The sequence below is a fragment of the Thermococcus marinus genome, assembly GCF_055389025.1.
This window is the reverse complement of the sequence record NZ_AP042417.1, coordinates 707416-729102: the sequence shown is the minus strand read 5'-3', so window position 1 is coordinate 729102 and position 21687 is coordinate 707416. Positions and strand designations below refer to the sequence as shown.

Sequence of the window (21687 nt, the reverse complement as noted above, 5' to 3'; positions counted from 1 at the left end):
TTTTCCACTAGCGTACTAATATAAATGGAAAATAATATACCAGGCAACATATAGCATTCATGAATAGTCTTTACTTAAGCTCGCTCGGGAACTTTATCGCGTCGAAGGGGCAGAGCTGGTTGCAGAGGCCGCAGCCGGTACATATAAGGCCGTCTATGCTGACCTTCTTCGTCTCCGGGTCGTAAACGAGCGCCGGACAGCCGGTCAGGAGTATGCACGCCTTACAGCCGGTGCACTTGTCTTCGATGACTACGGGGATTTCACCTATTTCACCACGCCTTATGACGGGTATGACGCACTCGCGCCTTGCTATTATGACTGCCGGCCCCTCAACCCCCATTGCCTCCTTTATTGCCTCCCTCGTAGCCTTGAGGTCGTATGGGTCAACGGTCTTCACGTACTTCACTCCGAGCGCCTTGACGAGCGCCTCGATGTCAATCTCATTGAACTTCCTGCCAGTCTCGCTTCCGCCGGTTCCGGGGTGGGGCTGGTGGCCTGTCATCGCCGTCGTCCTGTTGTCGAGTATCATAACCAGGACGTTCAGATTCTTGTAGACTGCATCAATCAGCGGCTGGATTCCGTTGTGAAAGAACGTGGAGTCTCCTATGGTGGCTATTATCTTCTTGTTCATCACGACGCTCTGGCCGTTGGCGAGGCTTATACTGGCGCCCATCACGTACTCAGTCCAGATGGCTTCAAGCGGCGGGAGGAGCGAGAGGGCGTAGCAACCTATGTCGCCATGTATCGGGATTTTGTAACGGCCGAGCTTGAGGTCGCGGAGGGCGTCCAAAGCGGCCCTATAGCTTCCCCTGTGCGGACAGCCGGGGCACATCACGGGTGGTCTCTTCGGTGCGAGGCTCTCGGCGAACTTCACTTCTTCCGGCTTCTCGTAGGTCTCTCCCTCCTCGCCGAGGAGCTTCAGAAGGGCGTTCCTCACGAGGCTTGGGGTAAGCTCGCCTTCAAGCGGGAGATGTCCGGTCCTCTTGCCGTAGATCGGGACGTTGAGGCCCGCCTCATAGGCGGCTATCTTGACCTCCTCCTCAAGGAACGGCGCGCCGTCCTCGACCACAATCGCGTAGTCAACGGTCTTGAGGAAGTCAGTGACCAGCTTCTTCGGGAGCGGGTGCGGCGTGGAGAGCTTGAGAATCTTGAACTCAGCGTTTAGCTTAGGAACGACCTCGCGCACGTAGTTGTAGGGCGCACCCTCGACGATTATACCGATTTTAGCGTCATCTTTGCCTTCAATCCAGTTGAAGGGCATCGTGTTGAACTCCTCCTCAATCTTTCTCAGCGTCTCGTTCAGCCACCTGTGGCGCTTCCTGTTGCCCTCCATGCTCGCGCGCACATACCTCTCAATGTCCTTCTTGAAGACGGGCTCCCTGTCGAGCTCGACGAACTCACCGACCTCAACGTCGCTCGTCGTGTGGTTCACCCTCGTGGTCGTCCTGAATATGACAGGGACTTTGTACTTCTCGCTCAGCTCGTAGGCGTACTTGATGAGGTCGTGGGCCTCCTGCGGGTCGGCTGGCTCAAGAACGGGCAAAAGCGAGAGCTTGCCGTAGTAGCGGTCGTCCTGCTCGGTCTGGCTGGTGTGCGGCCCTGGGTCGTCCGCCACGAGGATTACAAGGCCGCCTTCAACGCCAGAATAGGCAAGGCTCATGAGGGGGTCGGCGGCGACGTTGAGGCCGACACACTTCATCGTGACGAGCGCCCTGAGGCCGGCGTAGGCAACTCCGGCCGCTTCCTCAAGGGCGACCTTCTCGTTGGGGGCCCACTCGGCAAAAACTTCTGGCTTGAGCCTTGCTATGGTCTCTACAACCTCGGTCGAAGGCGTTCCGGGGTAACCGGTGGCAAAAACGACACCGCTCTCAAGGGCGCCGTATGCTATCGCTTCGTTTCCCATGAGAAGCTTCTTCTCGCGCTTTTCGGTCTTCACTCCAGCCGAGTCAGAAGGGTAAGCCTTAGCCGCTTCCATACCACCACCAGAAAAGCATCGTTTTGTCGGTATAAAACTTGTGGCTCGGAAGAAAGCTGAAAAAGTCAAAGAATTTTCATAAAACTCTCAAGGTTTCTTTCCGTATTTCGGGTCGTAGAAGTATTTCCCGAGGGCTTCTCCGTAAGCGTTGAGGTATCTGCGCTTGGCAAAGAACGCGTACACCGCTATGCTGATGAGGAACAGCCCCCCGAGCAGGAGCCCGTAGAGCTTCAGGAACGAGTACACGGAGAGCAGAACAACCCCGAATATCAGCAGAACAATGCCCCCAAATATCGCGAAGAGTATCTTGTACCCGTACCTCTCCATAAAGAGGGCAAAGTCCATTGAGACCACCGCATACTGCCTTAGCAACTGTAACATAAAAACTTTTCGAGAACTTTAAATACGTATTCGCACATAATAAGGGCGTGGTAATAATGAAAGTCCGCGAGCTTTTGGATATTCTGGACGAGACAATAGCAGAAGTGAAGATAGCCATAGTTTCCAACCAGCAGAGGGCCCTTGAGAGCCCCTACACGAGCTACGAATTTACTCAAAGGGCCATTGAGCTCCAGGAAGACCTCGATGACCTTTTGAAGGTCCGGGAGTTTCTGGCGGGGCTTGACCCTGAAGACGACGTTGAGAACCACTTCCCCAGGGAGGAGCTTGAGAAGTTTCTGAAGCTCCTGGAGCTCCTGAGGAAAGCCGATGCCCACGCCTACTGAGGTGGTACCATGCACTTCCGGGAGCTTGAGGAAAAGCTCGTTGCCTTCCGCGACGCGAGGGGCTGGATGAAATACCACACGCCGAAGAACCTGGCCATATCCGCCGCCGTGGAGATGGGGGAACTGCTTGAGCACTTCCAGTGGGAGAGCGACGAGGAAATACTGGAGTCGATTAAAGACCCGGCCAAGAAGGAGGCCATAGCCGACGAGATAGCCGACGTCATCATCTACCTCACGCTCCTCGCCCACGAGCTGGGCATAGACCTTGACAGGGCCGTTGAAGAAAAAATCGAGAAGAACGGGAAAAAGTACCCGCTCAGGACTTGAAGGCCTTCCCCAGCGCTTCGATTTCTTTTTCGCCCATTCTGTTCTTCTCCCACCGGCTTTCTGCACTGAGGTTTTCGTCCTCCACGTCGAGGACTGCCTTCCTGACGCCGCCCCTTGGGCGGGCGCAGTCTCCGGTATAGCGGGGAATCACGTGCAGGTGGAGGTGCGGGACGGTCTGACCGGCCGCTCTTCCGAGGTTCATTCCCACGTTGAAGCCATCAGGCTTAAGGACTTCAGTCAGCTTTTCCATCGCCAGCTCCATCCCCCGGATTAAGGCCGATTTTTCTTCCCGGCTCAGCTCTCCCCAGCTCTCCACGTGCCTCCTAGGAACGACGAGGAGGTGACCCCTGCTTGCGGGATACGAATCAATGAGGATTCTGATGAGCCCGTCCTCGTAGAGTAGTTGTTCTTTTGGAGGTCTGCAGAATGGGCACTCCATAGCAAACACCAAAGGCTTAAAATCCCCCCGCCTAAAAAATCTCCCGGTGATGGTATGGGAGAACTTGAAGAGATGGGGAAAATCTACAAAAAGTTCCTTTCAGTCGGACTGATCATGCTCCTGCTTGGCTTCGCACTCCTGATATTCAAGCCCATTGGCCAGGCGTCCCTCTACGTTGGGCTCGCTGTTTTTGCAGTGGCCTTCATACCCCTAGAAATCGCAAAGAGAACCGCAAGGAAGATGGCGGTTATAGCCCTCAAGGGAGATAGAAAAGCTTAATAGAAAACCCGGCAACTATCCAAAAGGAAGTGAGAAAGAGAGGTGATGTAAGATGGCGTTTGTACCACCACAGGCCGGTTACGACCGGGCGATAACCGTTTTCAGCCCGGACGGAAGGCTGTTCCAGGTGAACTATGCGAGGGAGGCTGTAAAAAGAGGTGCAACGGCCGTAGGAGTAAAATGGAAGGACGGCGTTGTCCTGGCCGTTGAGAAGAGGATTACCAGCAAGCTTATCGAGCCGAGAAGTTATGAGAAGATTTTCCAGATTGACGACCACATAGCCGCCGCCCCGAGCGGTATAATAGCCGACGCCCGCGTTCTGGTGGACAGGGCCAGGCTGGAGGCCCAGGTTTACAGGCTCACCTACGGCGAACCCGTCCCGCTCACCGTTCTGGTGAAGAAAATATGCGACCTCAAGCAGGCCCACACCCAGTACGGCGGTGTGAGGCCCTTTGGTGCCGCCCTGCTCATGGCGGGCATAAACGACAAGCCCGAGCTCTACGAGACCGACCCCAGCGGTGCCTACTTCGAGTGGAAGGCAGTCGCGATAGGAAGCGGAAGGAACGTGGCGATGGCCATCTTCGAGGAGCACTACGACGACAACCTCGACAGGGACGGGGCGATAAAGCTCGCCATACTCGCCCTGGCAAAGACCCTCGAGGAGCCAACCGCCGATTCGATAGAAGTAGCTTACATAACCACCGAGGACAAGCGCTGGAAGAAGCTCCCGAGGGAGGAGCTTGAGAAGTTCCTCTCCGAGGTTCTTGAGGAGATTAAAGAGGAAGAAGTCGAGGAGAAGTCCGAGGACTACTCCGAGCTCGACCAGAACTACTGAGGTGACGGGCGATGCCGATAAGCGTTGACAAGGCAGTCATCGCCCGTCTCAAGACCCACGGCGAGACCTTCGAGATACTCGTTGACCCGTACCTGGCGAGGGACTTCAAGGAGGGCAAGGACGTCCCCATAGAGGAGATCCTCGCCACTCCCTATGTTTTTAAGGACGCCCACAAGGGCGACAAGGCGAGCGAACACGAAATGGAGAAAATATTTGGAACCAGCGACCCCTATGAGGTTGCGAAGATAATCCTCCGAAAGGGCGACGTCCAGCTCACAGCGGAGCAGAGGAGACAGATGCTTGAGGAGAAGAAGCGCTACATAGCGACGGTAATCCACAGGCACGCTGTTGACCCGAGGACGGGCTATCCTCACCCCGTTGACAGGATTTTGAGGGCAATGGAAGAGGCTGGAGTCCACGTTGATATCTTCAAGGACGCGGAAGAACAGGTTCCAAAGGTCATCAAGGCGATTAGGCCTTTGCTCCCGATAAAGCTTGAAGTCAAGGTCATAGCGGTGAAGATACCAAGCGACTACGTCGGAAAGGCCTACGGTGAGGTCAGAAGGTTCGGCAACATAAAGAGGGAAGAGTGGGCCAGCGACGGCTCCTGGATGTTCCTCATCGAGATACCCGGAGGAGTAGAGGAAGAGTTTTATGAGAAGCTCAACGCCCTCACAAAGGGCACCGCCCTTACTAAACTTGTAGAGAGGAAGGGACTATGAGGCGGATTTTTGTAAAACCAAGGGAACTCGTCGTCCCTGGGACCCTGCTCGCCCAGGGGCCGTTTAAGAACGGAAGAGGAACCTTTAGAGAAGGCAACAGGATTTACTCGACAGTGATAGGCCTTGTGGAGATAAGGGGCGACCTCATAAGGGTCATACCGCTTGAAGGGCCCTACATCCCCGAGGTTGGAGACAACGTCCTCGGAAAGATAGTGGACGTCAAGTTCTCGAACTGGACAGTGGACATCGGCGCACCGTACCAGGCAAACCTCCGCGTCCAGGACGCAGTCGAGGAGCGCATAGACCTGCTCAAGACGGACCTGAGGAAGATATACGACATAGGCGACATAATCTACGCCAAGGTCAAGGCGTTCAACGAGATAAACCAGATTGACCTGACGACGAAAGGGATGCCCTTCAAGGGAGGCCCGCTCAGAGGCGGACAGCTCGTCACGATAACGCCCTCAAAGGTGCCGAGGCTCATCGGTAAGGGCGGCTCAATGATCAACATGATTAAGACGCTGACGGGAACGAGGATTATAGTCGGCCAGAACGGATGGGTCTGGGTGAGCGGAAAGAACGACGAGCTTGAGAAGCTCGCGATAGAGGCCATCCTCAAGGTGGACCGCGAGAGCCACACCCAGGGCCTAACCGACAGGGTCAAGGAGTATCTGCTCTCAAGGCTCAGGGAGCTAAAGGAGCAGGGAGTTATTGCCGAAATCCCCCAGCTTGGGGAGAAGGAAGGTGAGAATGATGATGGGCAGGCCTGAGGGTTTAAAGCTCATCGACGAGAACGGTAGAAGGGTTGACGGCAGAAAGAAGTACGAGCTTAGGCCCATTAAAATGGAAGTCGGCGTCCTGAAGAACGCTGACGGTTCGGCCTACGTCGAGTGGGGCAAGAACAAGATAATGGCGGCCGTTTACGGCCCGAGGGAGATACACCCCAAGCACCTCCAGAGGCCGGACAGGGCAATCCTGCGCGTCCGCTACAACATGGCTCCCTTCAGCGTTGAGGAGCGCAAGAAGCCCGGACCGGACAGGAGGAGCGTCGAGATAAGCAAGGTCATAAGGGGCGCGCTTGAGCCGGCCCTTATCCTTCAGATGTTTCCCAGAACCGCCATAGACGTATTTATAGAGGTTCTCCAGGCCGACGCCGGAACCCGTGTGGCGGGCATCACGGCCGCTTCCCTCGCCCTCGCAGATGCGGGAATACCCATGAGGGACCTGGTAGCGGCTTGTGCCGCGGGAAAGATTGACGGTGAGATAGTCCTCGACCTCAACAAGGACGAGGACAACTACGGTGAGGCCGACGTTCCGGTCGCCATAATGCCCCTCAAGAACGACATAACGCTCCTCCAGATGGACGGCTACCTGACCAGGGAAGAGTTCATGGAGGCGGTAAAGCTCGCAATCAAGGGTGCCAAGGCCGTCTATCAGAAGCAGAGGGAAGCCCTCAAAGAAAAATACCTCCGCATAGCCCAGGAGGTGGCGGGAAATGAGTGATATGGAAGTAATGGCCAGCATAATGCGCGATCACATCATAAACCTCCTCAGAGAGGGTAAGAGGACCGACGGTCGTTCCTTCGAGGACTACCGCGACCTCGAGATAAAGGTCAACGTGATTGAGAAGGCGGAGGGCTCCGCCTGGGTCCGGCTCGGGAACACGCAGGTTCTCGTCGGCATAAAAGCCGATCTCGGTGAGCCGTTCCCGGACTTGCCCGACAAGGGCGTCATGACGACCAACGTCGAGCTCGTTCCCCTTGCCTCGCCGACCTTTGAACCCGGCCCGCCCGACGAGAACGCCATAGAACTCGCCCGTGTCGTGGACAGAGGAATCAGAGAGAGCGGGGCCGTCGAGCTTGAGAAGCTCGTCATTGTCCCGGGCAAGCTCGTCAGGGTAATCTTCATTGACGTCCACGTGCTCGACCACGACGGAAACCTCCTTGACGCGAGCGGAATCGGAGCGATAGCGGCACTGCTGAGCACCAAGATTCCGAAGATTGAGTACGATGAGGAGAGCGGAGAGGTGAAGGTACTCGACGAGTACGAGCCTCTTCCAGTCAGAAGCGTTCCGATACCGGTCACCTTCGCCAAGATAGGCAACACCATAGTGGTTGACCCCAACCTCGACGAGGAGCGCGTCATGGACGGCAGGCTGACCATAACCACCGACGAGACGGGGCACATCTCCGCGGTTCAGAAGGGTGAGGGCGGAAGCTTCAAGCTCGAGGAAGTCATGTACGCCGTTGAGACCGCCTTCAAGAAGGCGGAAGAGATAAGGAAGATAGTCTTAGAGGCCGTTGGAAGGGCCTGAGCTTTCATTTCTTTTTCGGTGATGGCTATGGACTTCATGACGGTCATTGCGGCAGTGATTTTCGCAGGCTTCGCGGTGAGAACCGTCTACCTGCTCACCAGGGAAGACAGCAAGAAAGACCTGCTCCTCACAACCGCGCTGTGGGGTCTGGCGCTGTTTGTGTGGGGCCTGTACCTCTCGGGAAGGAAAGGGTGGAACGTCTCAAACGGCATCGTAATCTTCTCAGGCATCGTAGCATTTGCCCTGTCTTTCTTTGGCCTGTTCAAGCTCCGTGAGGAAAGCCCCAAAGAGTTTGGGAAAGAGCTATAAAGGATAAGGGATAAGACTAAACAGCTTTACGATTAATCGGGGGGAACCGTTATGGGACTGTTTGACAGCCTCAAAAAGAAGGAAAGCAAACCTAAAATGAAGCCTCCCTCAAGCGTTAAGAAGGAGGCCGCCGCTCCGAGGCATGACATCGATGTTGTACCGATTGAGGAGGATGTTCTTGCTAAGGAGCTTCTCAAGCCTCAAATTCGCTACCTGAAAAAGATATCGGTGACCAGCTACTCAGACCTCGAGAGGATTTCCAGCGAGCTTCAGGAGGGCAACATAGTCATAGTTGACCTGACTCCCCTTTTCAAGCGGCCGGACGTCCTTGAAAAGGTCGCCGAGCAGATTAAGGGTATGGTCAACGCCTTCGGCGGGCAGGCCGCGAAGATATGCAAAGATGAGGTTAAGCTCATTATACTCCCCGAGGACATAAAGATTGCCAAGTGATTTCTTTTTCTACCTACCATGCCTTTATAAAGGCAACACAGGTTCTTTTCTCGGTGATGCTCATGAGTGAGATTAAGAAGAATGGCGAGAGAGTTAATGCTGACCCTGAAGTTGGCGACGTCCAGGTCATAAGCCTCGGGGACTGTCCCATCTGCGGTGGAAAAGGGACGCTCAAGGCCATACAGCACATTCACGAAATACCTTACTTCGGCAAGGTCATGGAGAGCACCATCATCTGCGAGAAGTGCGGCTACCGCAATGCCGACGTCATGATACTTGAGGACAGACCGCCAAAGCTCTACACTGTGAAGGTCGAGGGGGAGAAGGACCTCTTCACCCGCGTCGTGAGGAGCAAGAGCGGAACCATTGAGCTAGAGGAGATGGGCGTCAAGATTGAGCCAGGGCCTGCAGCAGAGGGCTTCATCACCAACGTCGAGGGCGTCCTTGAGCGCGTCCGCGAGACGCTCCTCATGGCCAGGGAGTTCAGAAGGCAGGAGGGCGACGAGGAGGCCGTGAAGAGGGCCGACGAGATACTCAGCTACATAGAAGACGTCAAAGAAGGGAAGAAACCGCTGACGGTGAAGATAGCTGACCCCCTTGGCAACAGCGCGCTCATAGGCGAGAAAGTCAAGAGCAGACTGCTGACCGAGGAAGAGATAAAGAAGCTCAGCCTTGGGCCGTACCAGATAATCAACCCGGAAGAGCTTGAGGGCTCTGGAAACGGGTCAGAAGAAGCCAGCTCAGAGAAGACCAACGAAAACAAAGAGGCTCAGGGGTAAAAGTACTCCCTCGCCAGCAGGTCTTCGATTAGGGCCCTAACCCACGGCTTTCTCGTTTTTCTCGATAGGTGGATTATGCCTTCTACATGGATTCCGTACCGTTCTTTCATCTCTTCCCTGCTCATCGGCTCCTTGAATAGGAACGGCCTCTCTATCGTGAATACGTAGCCGTAGTCCTTGATGTAGTTGCCCAGCCACTTCTTCCCGTTCTCGCCGTGGACGAGGGTCAGCCCGCTGGTGTCCTTTGCCATCTCCCACAGCGTCTCAAGGTCTGCCTTTATGACCTCTCCGACCTCAAAGCCGCCAGCTATCGTCCCCCTCTGGGTCAGCGTCTGCTCCTCGTGAAGGTTAAGCCTCCTGAGCGTGTCCCTCAGCTCGTATGGGTTGCCCCTCGCTATATAGAGGAAAACCAGGTCGCCCTCCTCAAATGCCCTCCTCTTCCTAACCTCAACGGTCTTAAGTCCGCGGAATATGAGCTCCGCATACACCTGGTGGAGCGCTATGACGTGCTCCATGGTTCCACCTGGCAAATGCTTGGAGGAGGGAATAAAAAGGTTTGGGCAAAGCTTTTTAACTCATCGAGGTTGAATTTTAATAGGGGATCTGATGGTAACGGTTAAAAAAGCCCGGCGCAGGGAGCTCAAAACATCACTCCTCAGGATTATTCTTGGACTCGCAATCTTTGTTTTTGCCCTGTTCCTTATGATTCTTGGGGTTGATTCTACCCCCCCTTATTTGCTCCTGGGAAGCTTTGTTGTGGGGCCGCTCATAGGCCAGGCGGTATGGGGAACTCCCGTCCTGAGGGTAGAAAACAACGGCAAGGTCTGCGAGATTTTGGCATACGACGACCTGAAGAGAGTCGCAATCATCGAGGACGGGTACACCTCACGGGAAGTTCGATTAGATGAGCCCGCCGAAACTGTAGTCTGCGGACTCCATGTTAGGTTTTACCACAAACCGCACTGGCTCGGAGCGGTACTGATAGTGGAAATTGAGGGAAAGAAGTACAGACTACCTTAACTTCAACGAGGCCTTCACCAGATCGCTGACAACTCCGCTCGCGGTCTCCTTCAGCCCGGCGCCGGCCCCTTTAATGAGGAGCTCGCCGAGGAGGTCGCTCTCAACCACTGCAACGTTCTCGTTGCTTGAAACTGCCAATGGCCCAGATACCTCCTCAGGGGCGACCCTCACGTTCCCATCTTCCACGGTCGCGACGAGCCGAATCCTCTTCCCCTTCGAGAGGGCCCTCTTAACCTCATCAACCGTGACCTCGGCAATACCTTTCACTGAAATCTCATCAAAGGTAATCGGCTTGAAGGCCACGCAGTGAAGAATCGTGGCCTTGTAGCCCGCGTCAATTCCAAGAACGTCTCCACTCGGGTCCCTCTCGGCTATTCCCAGCTCCTGGGCCTGCTTCACGGCACCATCGAAGTCAATCCCCTGCTCCATTCTGCTGAGTATGAAAGTTGTCGTCGCGTTCAGAACTGCCTTAATCCGCTTCATCGAGTCGCCGAGCAGGTTCTCGCGGAGGAGCCCGATGACCGGCGTCCCGGCCATCACTGTCGCCTCAAAGAGATAGGGAAGGCCCTTTCTCTCGGCCTCGCCGATGAGCTCCGCGTAGTGGAATGCCAGCGGCGGCTTGTTGCTCGTAACGACCGCCTTACCCTCGTTGAGTGCTTTCATGTGCCACTCGTAGGCGCCCCTGTCGTTCGTCACATCTATCACAACGTCCGCCTCAACTTCTTTCACGGTCTCGGCAGGGGAAAAGCTGTAGACCTCGTAGTCGTTCGTCCAGGCGGAAAGCTTTCCAAAGGTCTCCTTGACGAGGAGGGCCTCCCTAAGGTCTATACCTTCAGGAAGCCACACTGTCCCGGTCGTATCTGCTATGCTCACGACCCTGAACTCCACCCCGTATTTTTCCCTGAAGAAGCGCTCCTTTTCGAGGAGAACGCGGGCAACGGCCCTCCCAACGTTACCAAAGCCGAAAAGCTGAACCTTGACCTCCCGCATGCCACCACCAGAAGAAAGGGGAAGAAAGGCCTTAAATCACTTGTTGAGGATAACCTTGATTATGTCCATATCCCTTACGATGCCGACGAGGTCCCCCTCACCCTTTATCACCGGCAGCTGCTCGATGTGGTACTTCACCATCTTCTGGGCAACGTCGTAGACGCTCATGTGGGGCGTTGCAACGATAAGGTCTGTGTTCATGATGTCCCTGACGGGCTTCTTGGGAAGCTGGAGCTCGGCCTTCTCAAAGAGGAGCGTTGGGTGGCTCTCAAGAATCCAGTCTTCCTCGCTTGAGACTGCCAGATCCGTACTCTTCATGACCCTTATGACCTCGCTGTCCTTGAGGATATCGGTTTCGTCCACCATGCCAACAAGGTTTCCGTCGTCGTCTATGACAGGGATTGCCATCGCGTTGCACAGGAGGAGCGCTTTGAGCGCGGCCTTCAGTGGGGTGCCCTGCCACACAACACCGACGTTCCTCTGATAGTATGGCTCAATCGTTACGTCCCTGAGCTTCTCGTTCTTTGCCAAGTAGCGCCTCACAATATCGCCAACGGTGAGTATGCCAACGACCTTTCCCTCATCGTCCACGACGACAACGCGGCGGTATTCCATCTCAAGCATCTTCCTGACGGCCTTCTTCAGGTCGTCGTCCGGCCTGACAACGGGGACTTCTCTACGTATGAGCATGGCGAGCTGATCCTCGTCAGGGTGGAGGAGGACACGTTTGATGCTTATTATCCCAACAAGATTTCCTTCTTTGTTTACAACAGGGAACGCCCTTACGTTGTGTTTTCTGAAGAGCTCAAGGGCGTACTCCCTCGTGGCGGGGAGCTGTATGACCACCGGGTCTTTGGTCATCAAGGTTTTCACACGCATTTCCTTCACCACCGCTTTACATTAAGGCGCCCTACTCCTATTTTAAGCTTTTCATTATTGCATAGGACTCAAATACCTAGCAATTGAAAACGGTTCAAAAGGTTCTTCAAGTTCGTCTCAACCATACGCGACCACGCAATACTGGCCGGTTTGATAGTCCTGATAGCCACGACTCCTGACGGGTGGAAAAAGGCGAGTGGGCGGCACTGACTAGAGAACTAACAGTAATCTAACGGTAGAGGCCACTGCTTTTCTCTTTTCGGGCCATTCATGACGATGAGAAAGTCCAATTCGTTCTATCTTAGCCCAGCTACCAAAAGCAAGAGGGTAAGATTAAAAAGAGGGCATCAGCCCAGCAGGGCGAGGAAAACGCCCGCGACGACGGCAGTTCCTATAACTCCTGCCACGTTCGGCCCCATCGCGTGCATGAGGATGAAGTTTCCTGGGTCTTCCTCGCTCGCTATTCTCTGGACGACCCTGGCCGACATCGGAACCGCCGAAACTCCAGCCGCTCCTATCATAGGATTTATCCTGCCTCCCGAGAGCTTCATCATGAGCTTCCCAAAGAGCACTCCTCCAGCTGTTGCGCTGGCGAAGGCGACGACACCGAGGGCGAGTATCTTGAGGGTCTCAGGGGTCAGGAAGCTCTCAGCCCTCATGGTGGAGCCGACACCGAGGCCGAGGAAGATGGTGACGATGTTCATGAGCTCTTCCTGAGCCGCCTTCGTGAGCCTCGGCACGACACCGCTCTCGCGGAAGAGGTTGCCCATCATGAGCATTCCGATAAGGGGCGCTGCGCTGGGGACGAGAAGGCCGATGACAATCATGCTGACAATCGGGAAGAGAATCTTCTCCCTTTTTGACACAGGCCTGAGCTGCTCCATCCTGATTTTCCTTTCCTCTGGGGTCGTTAGGGCCTTGATAATCGGCGGCTGAATCAGCGGGACGAGGCTCATATAGCTGTAAGCGGCGACGGCGGTGGCGGCGAGGATTTCTGGAGCGAGCTTTGTGGTCAAGTATATCGTCGTCGGCCCGTCGGCACCGCCGATGATTCCTATCGAGGCCGCCTGGTGGAGGTTGAAGCCGAGGGCAAGAGCCGTGAGCATCGCTATGAACACACCAATCTGCGCCGCCGCGCCGAGTAGGGCAGTCTTGGGGTCGGCGATGAGAGGTCCGAAGTCGGTCATTGCACCTAGACCGAAGAATATGAGGAGCGGCACTATCTCCGTTTTGATGAGATAGTGATAGACTATGTCAAGCAGTCCCGGGTGTTCGCAGAGGCCCCCAATGGTCGAACAGTTCGCTATACCGTTGAGGGGGAGGTTGACGAGCACGGCCGTAACGCCTATCGGAAGGAGGAGCAGGGGCTCCATCTCGTAGCGTATCGCGAGGTAGACGAGCGTCAGGCCCACTGCAATCATGATGAGGTTCCCTACCGTGAGGTGGAGCAGGCCCATGGTGTTGATGAAGTCCACGAAGCTTGTCATGTTCCATCACCCAAGCTCTATCAGTGGGTCGCCGGTGTTTACGGCGTCGCCTTCTTTTACGTAGATTTTCTTTACGACGCCGTCTTTTGGTGCTGGGATTTCGTTCTCCATTTTCATGGCTTCGAGCACGAGGAGTCCCTGACCGGTCTTGACTTCCTGCCCCTCACTCACGAGTATCCTAACAACCTTGCCAGGCATCGGGGCCGTAACAGTATTCGGCGAAGCCTGCGCAGGGGCCGGCGAAGGGGCGCTTGGAACTGGTGTTGGGGCAGGCGCTGGAGCAGGCGCAGGAACAGGAGCCGGAGCACTTGCAGGCGCTTCAGGAAGGCTCGGAAGCGGTATCCCCAGCCCCTCTGCCTTGACCTCGTAGCTTTTGCCATCGAAGCTGACCCTGAACTTTCCACCACCGAGCTCCTCAACCTCGACCTCGTATTCCCTACCCTCAACGATGACCTTAACCTTCATCTTCACCACTTCCTGAGTTCGTAGTTGAAGTTCTCAACTTCATTCATGTAGGTCTGGACGCCGTAAAGGCGCCAGGCATCGGAGACCTTCCTCCTAAACGGGACGGGTCTGGCGACTTCCGCCTTCTTCGCGATGTAGGCCAAAATTGAGGCAGTAATAATGGCCAAATCCCTCGGGGGGATTTCCTCATTCGGAGCCCCAGTCTCTTTCTTCTCCTCAACGGGTGCCTCCTTAGCTTCGCTCTTGGGTTTGCCCTCTGCTTTCCTTGTCATTCCACGCTCGAAGGCGCCTATGGCGTACATGACGATGGCGAGTATGCTCAGTATCGCGAAGACTATCGTGACGCCGATTACAGTAATCCATCCGCCTTCGGCAAACTGGCTCATGCTTTCACCTCACAGCGGTATGTTGCCGTGCTTCTTCGGCGGGAGCTTGACGCGCTTGCTCTCAAGGGCTTCGAGCGCCATAATCACCTTCGCCCTCGTCTCTGCAGGGTCGATGACGTCGTCGATGTAACCTCTCGCGGCCGCGACGTACGGGTTGGCGAACTTCTCGCGGTATTCGGCTATCTTCTGCCCTCTAATTTCCTCAGGGTTCTCCGCCTGGGCGATTTCCTTCCTGAATATGATGTTCGCCGCTCCCTCAGGACCCATAACGGCTATTTCCGCAATGGGCCAGGCGAAGACGAAGTCGGCACCGAGGTGCTTGCTTCCCATAGCGAGGTAGGCACCACCGTAGGCCTTCCTCAGAATCACGGTTACCATCGGGACGGTCGCCTCTGCGTAGGCGTAGAGAACCTTTGCACCGTGCCTGATGATTCCCCTGCTCTCCTGGTCAACGCCCGGTAAATAGCCGGGAACGTCCACGAGGGTAACTATCGGGATGTTGAAGGCGTCACAGGTTCTAACGAAGCGCGCTATCTTGTCGCTTGAGTCTATGTCGAGAACGCCTGCGAAGTACTTGGGGTTGTTGGCGACTATACCGACGGTCTGGCCGTTCATCCTTCCAAAGCCGACGACGGCGTTCGGGGCGAAGTAGGGCAGAATCTCCAGGAAGTCCGGGTTGCCGTTCTCGTCGCGGTCAACTATCTCGTAGATGACCTCCCTGACGTCGTAGGGCTTGTTCGGGTCGTCCGGGACAATCTCGTAGAGCCTCTCGCTCTTCCTGAAGGGCGGGTCGTTCCTCTTGACGCGCGGGGGCTTCTCCATGTTGTTCGACGGCAGGTAGCTCACGAGGCGCCTTATTAGCGCCAAGACTTCCTCGTCGCTTTTCCCTATGAGGTGGGCCTGCCCGGCCTTCTGAGCGTGAACCATCGCTCCGCCGAGCTGGGTCGGTGTAACCTCGACACCGGTGACGGCCTTAACGACCTGCGGGCCGGTGATGAACATGAAGCTCGCGGGGTTGTCCACCATGAGGATGAAGTCTCCTATCGCCGGGCTGTAAACGGCTCCACCGGCGCAGGGGCCCATTATCGCGGTGATCTGCGGAACAACACCGCTGAGAATCGTGTTCATCTTGAAGATATCACCGTAGCCCTTGAGGGAGTCAACGCCCTCCTGGATTCTGGCACCGCCGGAGTCGTTGAGGCCTATAACCGGCGCCCCTGCTTCAAGGGCCAGCTCCATAACGCGTTTAATCTTCATCGCGTGCATCTCGCCGAGGGAACCGCCCATGACGGTGAAGTCCTGGGCGTAGACGAAGACGAGCCTTCCATCGATAGTTCCATAGCCAGTGATGACACCGTCGGCGGGGAGTTCCTTTTTGTCGAGGCCAAACTCCGTTCCGCGGTGCTTGACGAACATTCCTATTTCCACGAAGCTTCCGGGGTCGAGGAGCTTCTCAATCCTCTCGCGGGCGGTGAGCTTGCCCTTGGCGTGCTGTTTTTCTACCGCCTTTTCACCGCCCATTGCGAGAATTTTTTCCTTCCTCTCATAGAGTTCTTTGAGCTTTTCCTCCATGCTCATAAGAGTAACCCCCTTGAGTTCTCGGGGGTTGTAATTTGTAAAGTTTAAAAGGATTTTTGAGAGAATAGTTTCATTCAAAAATGGATAATTTATCCACAACTGGAGAAAAAAGAATAAGGGCCTCAGAGGTGCTGGATAGGCGTCTCGGCACCACATGCTTCACACTTGAGGAAGTGGAAGCGGCCCTTCTTGAGTATCTTGGTGTCAGGCGAGCCACAGACAGGACAGATGACGTACTCCTTGAGGTACTTCTTCATCTTGTTGCCTATGAGGTACGGTGTAAAGCGCCCCTGGAGGATTACGCGCTTGCCCTCGAGGGTTCCAGCCGTAGCCACCTCGCGCAGAATGAACTTGAGCAGGTGGTTCGGGTCGCGGTTCATCGCTTCCGCTATGTCAACGAAGTTCTCAATGATGGTTCTGTTACCGGCAATCGTGACAACTGCCGCAGGCACCTCGAAACGGGACTTGTGGGACTTTATGTTCTCGGGCAACTCCTCATAAGCCTTATCGAGGAGCTTCTCAAAGTCGTAAAAGTCAATGTTCTCACTCATTTTCTCACCCCCTCATGGGTTTTTACTTTCGCTTTATAACCTTTGTTAGAGCACCTTGTAGAACCCCGCCCTCGGCTCATAGATTCTGCCATCTGCCTTGAGCTCCTCGATTATCTTCTCAACCTCGCGCTTGTTCCCGACCCCTGCCTGCTTCGCCGCCTCGATTACCTTATCGGCCGGAGCGCCGTAGTCGCCCTCGCTTTCGAGGTTCTTGATTATATCGACCAGCTTCTCTATCTTGTTGAGCTTCTTCGAGCTCTTTCCTACCTCCAGTATCGAGACGTCGATGTTGCCCTCCTCATCAACGGCTATTGTCCTCATCATTGCCTCGATGAGCTCTATCGCCGCCCTCGCGTCCTCCCTCGTTACCGTCTCGCTCAATCTCATCCTCGCGTGGGCCTCGCTCAGTCTGATAAGGGCCTCAAGCTGTCTCGCCGTGATTGGAATCGGCTGGACGCCCTCTTCGTCGCCCCTCCTGAGTCCCTTTCTCATCTTGACGTAGTATCGCTTGATTTCTTCCATGGCTTCCTTGCTGAGGACGGGGTGGACGTTCTTCCTCGCGTAGGCTATGTACTTCTTGAGCAGGTCGTAGGGTATCTTTGGAGTGACAACTTCTGCCTCACCCCTCCTCACCTTAAGGATGTGCTCTGCTATGCTCGCGTCTATCTTCTCGTCGGGCTCGTCAAGGAGCAGGAATATCAGGTCAAAACGGCTCAGCAGGGTCGGTGGGAGGTCGAGCTGCTCCGGAAGGCTCTTGTGTCTGTTGAAGCGGCCAAACTTTGGGTTTGCAGCGGCTATGACGGTTGTCCTCGCGTTTAGAGTCGCGGTTATACCAGCTTTGGAGATGCTTATCGTGTTGTGGAGAACCAGCCCGTGGGAAACGAAGAGGTGGTGGGGCTCGACGGTTATGTCGTAGACCCACTCCCAGCCGTCGTTGGAGATTTCTTCAACCCCTGTTACGCCAAGGAAGTTTACGTTGGCGTTTATAAGGTCTTCCACACGTCTTATGGCCCTCTCAATTCTTCCAGCAGCCATCTCCACTTCGTTCTTTACTATTGAGATGGCGAGCGGCTCTCCCCTCGCCACCCGGTGTTCAAGGGTCTGGGGAGTGAGCCCGTACTTGGAGGCGACCCTCGATTTGATGAGATAGTTGAAGGCCTCAAGGGGGTCTTTCTCTGCGATTTCCCTGACGTGCTTGATGTGGCCCTTAAGCCTCTCTATCTCCTCTCTCAGGAGGTTTTCTGAAACGAGGGGTTTTCTCGCGTGGTACCACTTGGAGAGCTTGAAACGCAGTTCTTTTCCTGCGTCCCTTAGAGTCCTCAGGAGCTCCCCTGGGAAGGTTCTCTCCGTGGGAAGAACCTCGTAGCCGGCTGAACCCTTTCTTATTCTCGACACAATACCACGGGAGTAGAGGTAATCCTGCATGAGCCACGCGCTTACAGGGTCTTTAAAGACTCTGCCCTCGGGGGGCTGGAGCTCTACCGGGTACCTGGAGACCCCAAGCGCCACATCGTTCACTGTGACCTTCTCGGCCGGTTTCTCCCTTATCTCGCCGTTTTCCCACACCATTATCGGGTGCTCCGGCGTTACTGTTATCTCCCTGCCGTTCGAGAATCTCAGCCTTATGAACTTCTCCGGGGCCTTGTGCCTGCTCACACGGTCCGCCTTGACCTTGACCACTTCCTTCTTCTCAAGGTCGTAGGCGAGCAACTCTATGTCGTCAACCGGCAGGATTTCGGTGTCCTTGCCGATTATCACCTTATCGCGGTTGGCCTCGATGAGCGAATCCACCAGCTCGCCTATCTTCACCTTCCTGCCGTCAGCTAGGAGGATCTCAAAGTCGTGGTGGTAGCTCTGCTGTTCCAGCGCTTCGTGAATCGCGCTCCTGTCCCTGTCGCTCATCTTGTCGAACTCGTCGATTAACGCGAACCCACCGTCGGCGAGAACAAGAACACCCGCTTCCAGAACCCAAGAGCCTGTGAACTCGTCGCGCACGGCCGCTGCGGTCAAACCAGCGGCGCTTGAACTCTTACCGCTCGTATAAATCGCCCTCGGCGCCAGGTTGGCCACGTAGCGGAGGAGCTGGCTGTTGTGAACGAAGATATCGTTGGCTATGAAGTTGTGGTGCTCTGGAACCTGGAGGTCGTAAACCCACTCGTGCTCGGGTTTGTACTCTTCGATTTCAATAATCCGGTCCCAGAAGATGTCAGAGTCCGCCAGGGTCGCCAGAAGGCCAACCTCGGGGGATACAGGCAATTTAGCTTTGAGAATATCAACAACGACTTTGAGCTTCTCCCTGCTAGGCAGGCGATCCCCTCTCTCGTAGTGAAGATAAGTCGAGCGCGGTATGTCCATCTGGGCTTGGGTTAGTCCAGCCTTGGTGCGGAGGTTCTTCAGTAGTGAACCAACACCCGGAACAACGTCCACGTTGGTGTTTGTCTTTTCGTTGGAGGTTACACGCTCAAGAATATCCATTTTAGCACGTAGGCCAAACCCAATCGTTTCCCTGAACCTAATGGCGTCCTCTCCAGTGATGAACAGCCGGTAGTAAGTTCTTGGAGCCTTCATCTTGCCGTTGGTCGCACGGCCCTTTGTTTCGTGGAGCTGTGACTTTATTCCAAAGCGGAGAAGGAGGTGCTGGACGCCTTTGAGAAGCCCCTCTGACGCCGAAACAACCGTTATTTTAGCCCTCCCTCTATCTACTGTGGACTCTGCATCAAAATACCCTCTCAGGAAGCCCCTGATATCCTCCAAGCGCGCTTTGAAAAGCTGTGGTGGAACTTTCTTGTCCCTTGAGTTTGTCGCGAGACCCAACCACTCCAGCAGGCGGTAGAACTCAACGCTACTCACGTAGACCTCCCGCGCGCTCTTACCTTTATGGCTCTCACGAATGGTAGGATTGAGACCCAGACCCTTGAGATACTCGTAAACGAACCGCACCAGTTGCTCATCGTTGTTAGTAAAGTACACCGTTGCACTGCCACCCCTGTTTTGGGAGTATCCTTCTCCGACCAACAGTCCGATTAGATACCAGAACTTCTCGTCGGCAGTCTTTGGAAGTTTAAGCCTCGCTTTTGCTGTTCTCGGTTTCTCAACGGGAACCTCCGAGAGCCTAACGGCTTCTCCATCAACTGGGACCACTCTTGGCACGGCCACAAAGTCGCCAATCTTAAGCTCTTTCGCTTTCCTTGTTTTGAACTGCCCGTTTTCAAAGGTGAAGAATGGGTGAGTCGGAGTTACTCGGATTTCGCGCCCGCTCGCAGTCTTTATTCTAAACATCTTGTCCGGAGCTTTTCTCTTCCAGGCGATATCTGCCTTGACCTTCCTAACTTTCAGCGTCTTTGCGTCTAGAGCATACAGTTCGAGGTTAATTGGGGCATAGAATCCGTCGTCAACCCTTCCGAGCTCCCCTTTGGCCTTTGCCTTCTCGATGGCGTCGTCAACTATCTCGCCAATCTCCTTTAGGCTTCCATCGGCCAAGAGAACCTTCGTGTGATAATCAACGCACTTGGCAACACCGGGGTCACCAACCAGTAAAACATGGCTCTCACCGCGAAGCTTCGTCCCATCTGGCAAAACCCTCTGGACGCCGCCGAAGAGAGCTAGGGCTATGCCCTTCTTGACCGTCTTGTGGCCCCAGATCGCGGGGGCTATCGAATCCACTATCGCGTCCACGATGTCCTTCCTCTTGGCCAGCTCACGTATCTTCTGCTCGTCCTCGGGGGTAATCTCAAGCTCCTCTATCTCCTTGCTGAGCTGTTCGATGTGGTTGACCTCGAGGACTTTCTTGAAAATCGGCCTCTTGTCCTTCTGCTCGAGGATAACGCGCAGGATTCCGGTTACAAGAACGCGGTCGCCTGGGAGGGCCGTATCAACGAGGTCGTCGAGGAGTATTGCGTCAACAAACCTCGGCATCTGACCTCCCTTGAGGCTCTCGGGCCTGTCCTGGAGGCGGAAGCTCTGGAAGTTTATGAACCGACTCTTCTCGACGTCGAGCTCGACATTTCTTGAGCCACAGGCGTCGCACTTGGCTGGCTTAACAAGGTTCTCGTAGGGCCTCTGAAGGCGCACCATCTCGTTTCCGCAGTCCTTACAGACGAAAACTGCCCTCTGGACGAAGGGCTTGACCTCGCTGACGCGCGTGATGATTCCCTCGACCTGAATCAGCCTGTTTATGTGCTCGCTCCCCAGTTCCTTGACGAGGAGCGTGTGGGGCAGGTTGTAAAAGCGCGCGTGAACCTTCAAATCCCTCTCCACGAGAAGCGGGGGCTCGCGGAGGATAATCTGGATGGCATCTTCACAGCTCGCTATCGCTTCCTCGGGGTTGTTGATGAGCTCATCTGCCAGCTCTGGGTCGAATGAGTTAAGGTGTGCCCAGTCTATGGCCAGAGAGCGCCTCGGTGTGACCGTCAGCAAGTCCTTGAGGCGGTTAATGTAGACTTCATTGCCGTCATCATCAACGTACTCGCGAAGGAACTTTGCAAAGCGTGAAATCATCTCCTCCCTGTCCATCAGGCATCACCGAGCCATTCATTCCTTATTTTGGACATCTGGAGGTAGAGCATTCTCTCCTCAGGCGATAGGCGTGAGAGGAGCTCAAGGCTGTTGGGCCTCAGCATGACCGCTTTGAGTATCTTGTTAAAGCGTATCATCTTCAAGTCCCTCAGCTTCTTCTTGAGGTTGGCGAGCTTCGTGAGCTTGACGTTTATGGTTTCAACGCTCTCGCTAGGGTTGAGGCGGACGTAGTTCTCAAGGTAATACTGGTAGAACTCGGCCCTCTCATAGAGTCCAGCAGGAAGGGCCGTCAGGGGCTCGCTTTCCATCTCTCCGGCGATGGCCTTGTCTATCTCACCGATTATCTTGTCGGTCTCGTCCACAATCTCGACGATACCGGCTTCCCACAGCTCTCTCGCCTTCCAGTCCTCAACCAGGACTATGTCGCCCTGATTCCAGTCCGAAAACGGCTTTAATACCTTGACCGCTATGAGCGCCCTGCCTGTGAACATGCCACCACCTTGAACGACCTAACGGTCTCAAGCTAATAAACCTTGTCGGAACACGTTAGGACGATGTTGAGCGGACCCGTGCCAGTTCTATTTCCACTCGAAGGCATTCATGAATACAAATGGACGCGGGGACGGTTTTGGTCTCGATAACCCTTTAAACTTGAACGGACA

At 55.1% G+C, this 21687-nt stretch carries 25 protein-coding genes; 12 read left to right on the top strand and 13 right to left on the bottom strand.

Features of this window, described 5'->3' with window-relative positions:
• Nucleotides 1–70 precede the first annotated feature (70 nt).
• On the bottom strand, nucleotides 71–1975 hold the full coding sequence (gene iorA, locus ACZ5ER_RS03860; RefSeq protein ID WP_464934847.1) for an indolepyruvate ferredoxin oxidoreductase subunit alpha: 1905 nt from the start codon (nucleotides 1973–1975) through the stop codon (nucleotides 71–73).
• Nucleotides 1976–2062: 87 nt separating this feature from the next.
• The gene (locus ACZ5ER_RS03855) at nucleotides 2063–2320 is read right to left on the bottom strand and encodes a hypothetical protein (RefSeq protein ID WP_464935090.1); all 258 of its coding nucleotides are present in this window, start codon (nucleotides 2318–2320) and stop codon (nucleotides 2063–2065) included.
• 92 nt (nucleotides 2321–2412) lie between these two features.
• Here ACZ5ER_RS03855 and ACZ5ER_RS03850 point away from each other — a divergent pair, with 92 nt between their 5' ends.
• Both ACZ5ER_RS03850 and ACZ5ER_RS03845 read left to right on the top strand, forming a co-directional pair.
• Complete coding sequence (locus tag ACZ5ER_RS03850; protein WP_050002693.1) at nucleotides 2413–2700, top strand: hypothetical protein; 288 nt, start codon at nucleotides 2413–2415, stop codon at nucleotides 2698–2700.
• A 9-nt stretch (nucleotides 2701–2709) separates the two neighbouring features.
• On the top strand, nucleotides 2710–3027 hold the full coding sequence (locus tag ACZ5ER_RS03845; RefSeq protein ID WP_050002692.1) for a nucleotide pyrophosphohydrolase: 318 nt from the start codon (nucleotides 2710–2712) through the stop codon (nucleotides 3025–3027).
• On the opposite strand, the gene ACZ5ER_RS03840 is transcribed toward ACZ5ER_RS03845, so the two are convergent.
• The gene (locus ACZ5ER_RS03840; protein WP_050002691.1) at nucleotides 3017–3466 is read right to left on the bottom strand and encodes an HIT family protein; all 450 of its coding nucleotides are present in this window, start codon (nucleotides 3464–3466) and stop codon (nucleotides 3017–3019) included. The genes ACZ5ER_RS03845 and ACZ5ER_RS03840 overlap by 11 nt on opposite strands.
• 54 nt (nucleotides 3467–3520) lie before the next feature.
• Between ACZ5ER_RS03840 and ACZ5ER_RS03835 the strand changes: the two genes are divergently transcribed.
• The 9 genes from ACZ5ER_RS03835 to ACZ5ER_RS03795 all read left to right on the top strand — a co-directional run bounded on the left by ACZ5ER_RS03835 (nucleotide 3521) and on the right by ACZ5ER_RS03795 (nucleotide 9154).
• Complete coding sequence (locus tag ACZ5ER_RS03835) at nucleotides 3521–3745, top strand: hypothetical protein (protein WP_050002690.1); 225 nt, start codon at nucleotides 3521–3523, stop codon at nucleotides 3743–3745.
• Nucleotides 3746–3797: 52 nt separating this feature from the next.
• Nucleotides 3798–4580 carry an archaeal proteasome endopeptidase complex subunit alpha gene (gene psmA, locus ACZ5ER_RS03830; RefSeq protein WP_050002689.1) on the top strand — a complete coding sequence of 261 codons (783 nt, stop codon included), beginning with the start codon at nucleotides 3798–3800 and terminating at the stop codon, nucleotides 4578–4580.
• Nucleotides 4581–4591: 11 nt separating this feature from the next.
• On the top strand, nucleotides 4592–5302 hold the full coding sequence (locus ACZ5ER_RS03825) for a ribosome assembly factor SBDS (protein WP_050002688.1): 711 nt from the start codon (nucleotides 4592–4594) through the stop codon (nucleotides 5300–5302).
• Nucleotides 5299–6072, top strand: a complete 774-nt coding sequence (gene rrp4 / locus ACZ5ER_RS03820) for an exosome complex RNA-binding protein Rrp4 (protein ID WP_050002687.1) — start codon at nucleotides 5299–5301, stop codon at nucleotides 6070–6072. The genes ACZ5ER_RS03825 and rrp4 overlap by 4 nt, the downstream gene beginning before the upstream one ends.
• Complete coding sequence (rrp41, locus tag ACZ5ER_RS03815) at nucleotides 6056–6805, top strand: exosome complex exonuclease Rrp41 (RefSeq protein WP_050002686.1); 750 nt, start codon at nucleotides 6056–6058, stop codon at nucleotides 6803–6805. Before rrp4 ends, rrp41 begins: the two co-directional genes overlap by 17 nt.
• Nucleotides 6798–7616: an exosome complex protein Rrp42 gene (rrp42, locus tag ACZ5ER_RS03810; protein WP_050002685.1), complete on the top strand. Its 819-nt coding sequence runs from the start codon at nucleotides 6798–6800 to the stop codon at nucleotides 7614–7616. The genes rrp41 and rrp42 overlap by 8 nt, the downstream gene beginning before the upstream one ends.
• Nucleotides 7617–7637: 21 nt before the next feature.
• Entirely contained in the window at nucleotides 7638–7925 is a 288-nt protein-coding gene (locus tag ACZ5ER_RS03805) for a hypothetical protein (protein WP_464934846.1), read from the top strand.
• Nucleotides 7926–7976: 51 nt separating this feature from the next.
• Nucleotides 7977–8375: a cell division protein SepF gene (locus ACZ5ER_RS03800; RefSeq protein ID WP_050002683.1), complete on the top strand. Its 399-nt coding sequence runs from the start codon at nucleotides 7977–7979 to the stop codon at nucleotides 8373–8375.
• A 62-nt stretch (nucleotides 8376–8437) separates the two neighbouring features.
• On the top strand, nucleotides 8438–9154 hold the full coding sequence (locus ACZ5ER_RS03795) for a ZPR1 zinc finger domain-containing protein (RefSeq protein ID WP_464935089.1): 717 nt from the start codon (nucleotides 8438–8440) through the stop codon (nucleotides 9152–9154).
• Here ACZ5ER_RS03795 and ACZ5ER_RS03790 read toward each other — a convergent pair.
• On the bottom strand, nucleotides 9145–9669 hold the full coding sequence (locus ACZ5ER_RS03790; protein ID WP_050002681.1) for an ASCH domain-containing protein: 525 nt from the start codon (nucleotides 9667–9669) through the stop codon (nucleotides 9145–9147). The genes ACZ5ER_RS03795 and ACZ5ER_RS03790 overlap by 10 nt on opposite strands.
• 91 nt (nucleotides 9670–9760) lie before the next feature.
• Here ACZ5ER_RS03790 and ACZ5ER_RS03785 point away from each other — a divergent pair, with 91 nt between their 5' ends.
• The gene (locus tag ACZ5ER_RS03785; RefSeq protein ID WP_464934845.1) at nucleotides 9761–10174 is read left to right on the top strand and encodes a hypothetical protein; all 414 of its coding nucleotides are present in this window, start codon (nucleotides 9761–9763) and stop codon (nucleotides 10172–10174) included.
• Here ACZ5ER_RS03785 and ACZ5ER_RS03780 read toward each other — a convergent pair.
• The 9 genes from ACZ5ER_RS03780 to ACZ5ER_RS03740 form a co-directional block, all read right to left on the bottom strand.
• Nucleotides 10166–11164: a homoserine dehydrogenase gene (locus tag ACZ5ER_RS03780; RefSeq protein WP_464934844.1), complete on the bottom strand. Its 999-nt coding sequence runs from the start codon at nucleotides 11162–11164 to the stop codon at nucleotides 10166–10168. The two genes, ACZ5ER_RS03785 and ACZ5ER_RS03780, sit on opposite strands and share 9 nt — an antisense overlap.
• Nucleotides 11165–11200: 36 nt before the next feature.
• On the bottom strand, nucleotides 11201–12043 hold the full coding sequence (locus ACZ5ER_RS03775) for a CBS domain-containing protein (RefSeq protein ID WP_050002679.1): 843 nt from the start codon (nucleotides 12041–12043) through the stop codon (nucleotides 11201–11203).
• A gap of 347 nt (nucleotides 12044–12390) precedes the next feature.
• Complete coding sequence (locus ACZ5ER_RS03770; protein WP_050002678.1) at nucleotides 12391–13530, bottom strand: sodium ion-translocating decarboxylase subunit beta; 1140 nt, start codon at nucleotides 13528–13530, stop codon at nucleotides 12391–12393.
• 6 nt (nucleotides 13531–13536) lie between these two features.
• A complete protein-coding gene (locus ACZ5ER_RS03765; RefSeq protein WP_464935088.1) occupies nucleotides 13537–13995 on the bottom strand; it encodes a biotin/lipoyl-containing protein in 459 nt (152 codons plus the stop codon).
• A 2-nt stretch (nucleotides 13996–13997) separates the two neighbouring features.
• Entirely contained in the window at nucleotides 13998–14381 is a 384-nt protein-coding gene (locus ACZ5ER_RS03760) for an OadG family protein (RefSeq protein WP_050002676.1), read from the bottom strand.
• Between the two features lie 9 nt (nucleotides 14382–14390).
• The gene (locus ACZ5ER_RS03755; protein ID WP_050002675.1) at nucleotides 14391–15959 is read right to left on the bottom strand and encodes a carboxyl transferase domain-containing protein; all 1569 of its coding nucleotides are present in this window, start codon (nucleotides 15957–15959) and stop codon (nucleotides 14391–14393) included.
• 122 nt (nucleotides 15960–16081) lie between these two features.
• Nucleotides 16082–16510, bottom strand: a complete 429-nt coding sequence (locus tag ACZ5ER_RS03750) for a translation initiation factor IF-2 subunit beta (protein ID WP_464934842.1) — start codon at nucleotides 16508–16510, stop codon at nucleotides 16082–16084.
• Nucleotides 16511–16555: 45 nt separating this feature from the next.
• Nucleotides 16556–21022: an LAGLIDADG family homing endonuclease gene (locus ACZ5ER_RS03745; protein ID WP_464934841.1), complete on the bottom strand. Its 4467-nt coding sequence runs from the start codon at nucleotides 21020–21022 to the stop codon at nucleotides 16556–16558.
• A complete protein-coding gene (locus ACZ5ER_RS03740; protein ID WP_050002673.1) occupies nucleotides 21022–21516 on the bottom strand; it encodes a hypothetical protein in 495 nt (164 codons plus the stop codon). The genes ACZ5ER_RS03745 and ACZ5ER_RS03740 overlap by 1 nt, the downstream gene beginning before the upstream one ends.
• Between the last annotated feature and the right edge of the window lie 171 nt (nucleotides 21517–21687).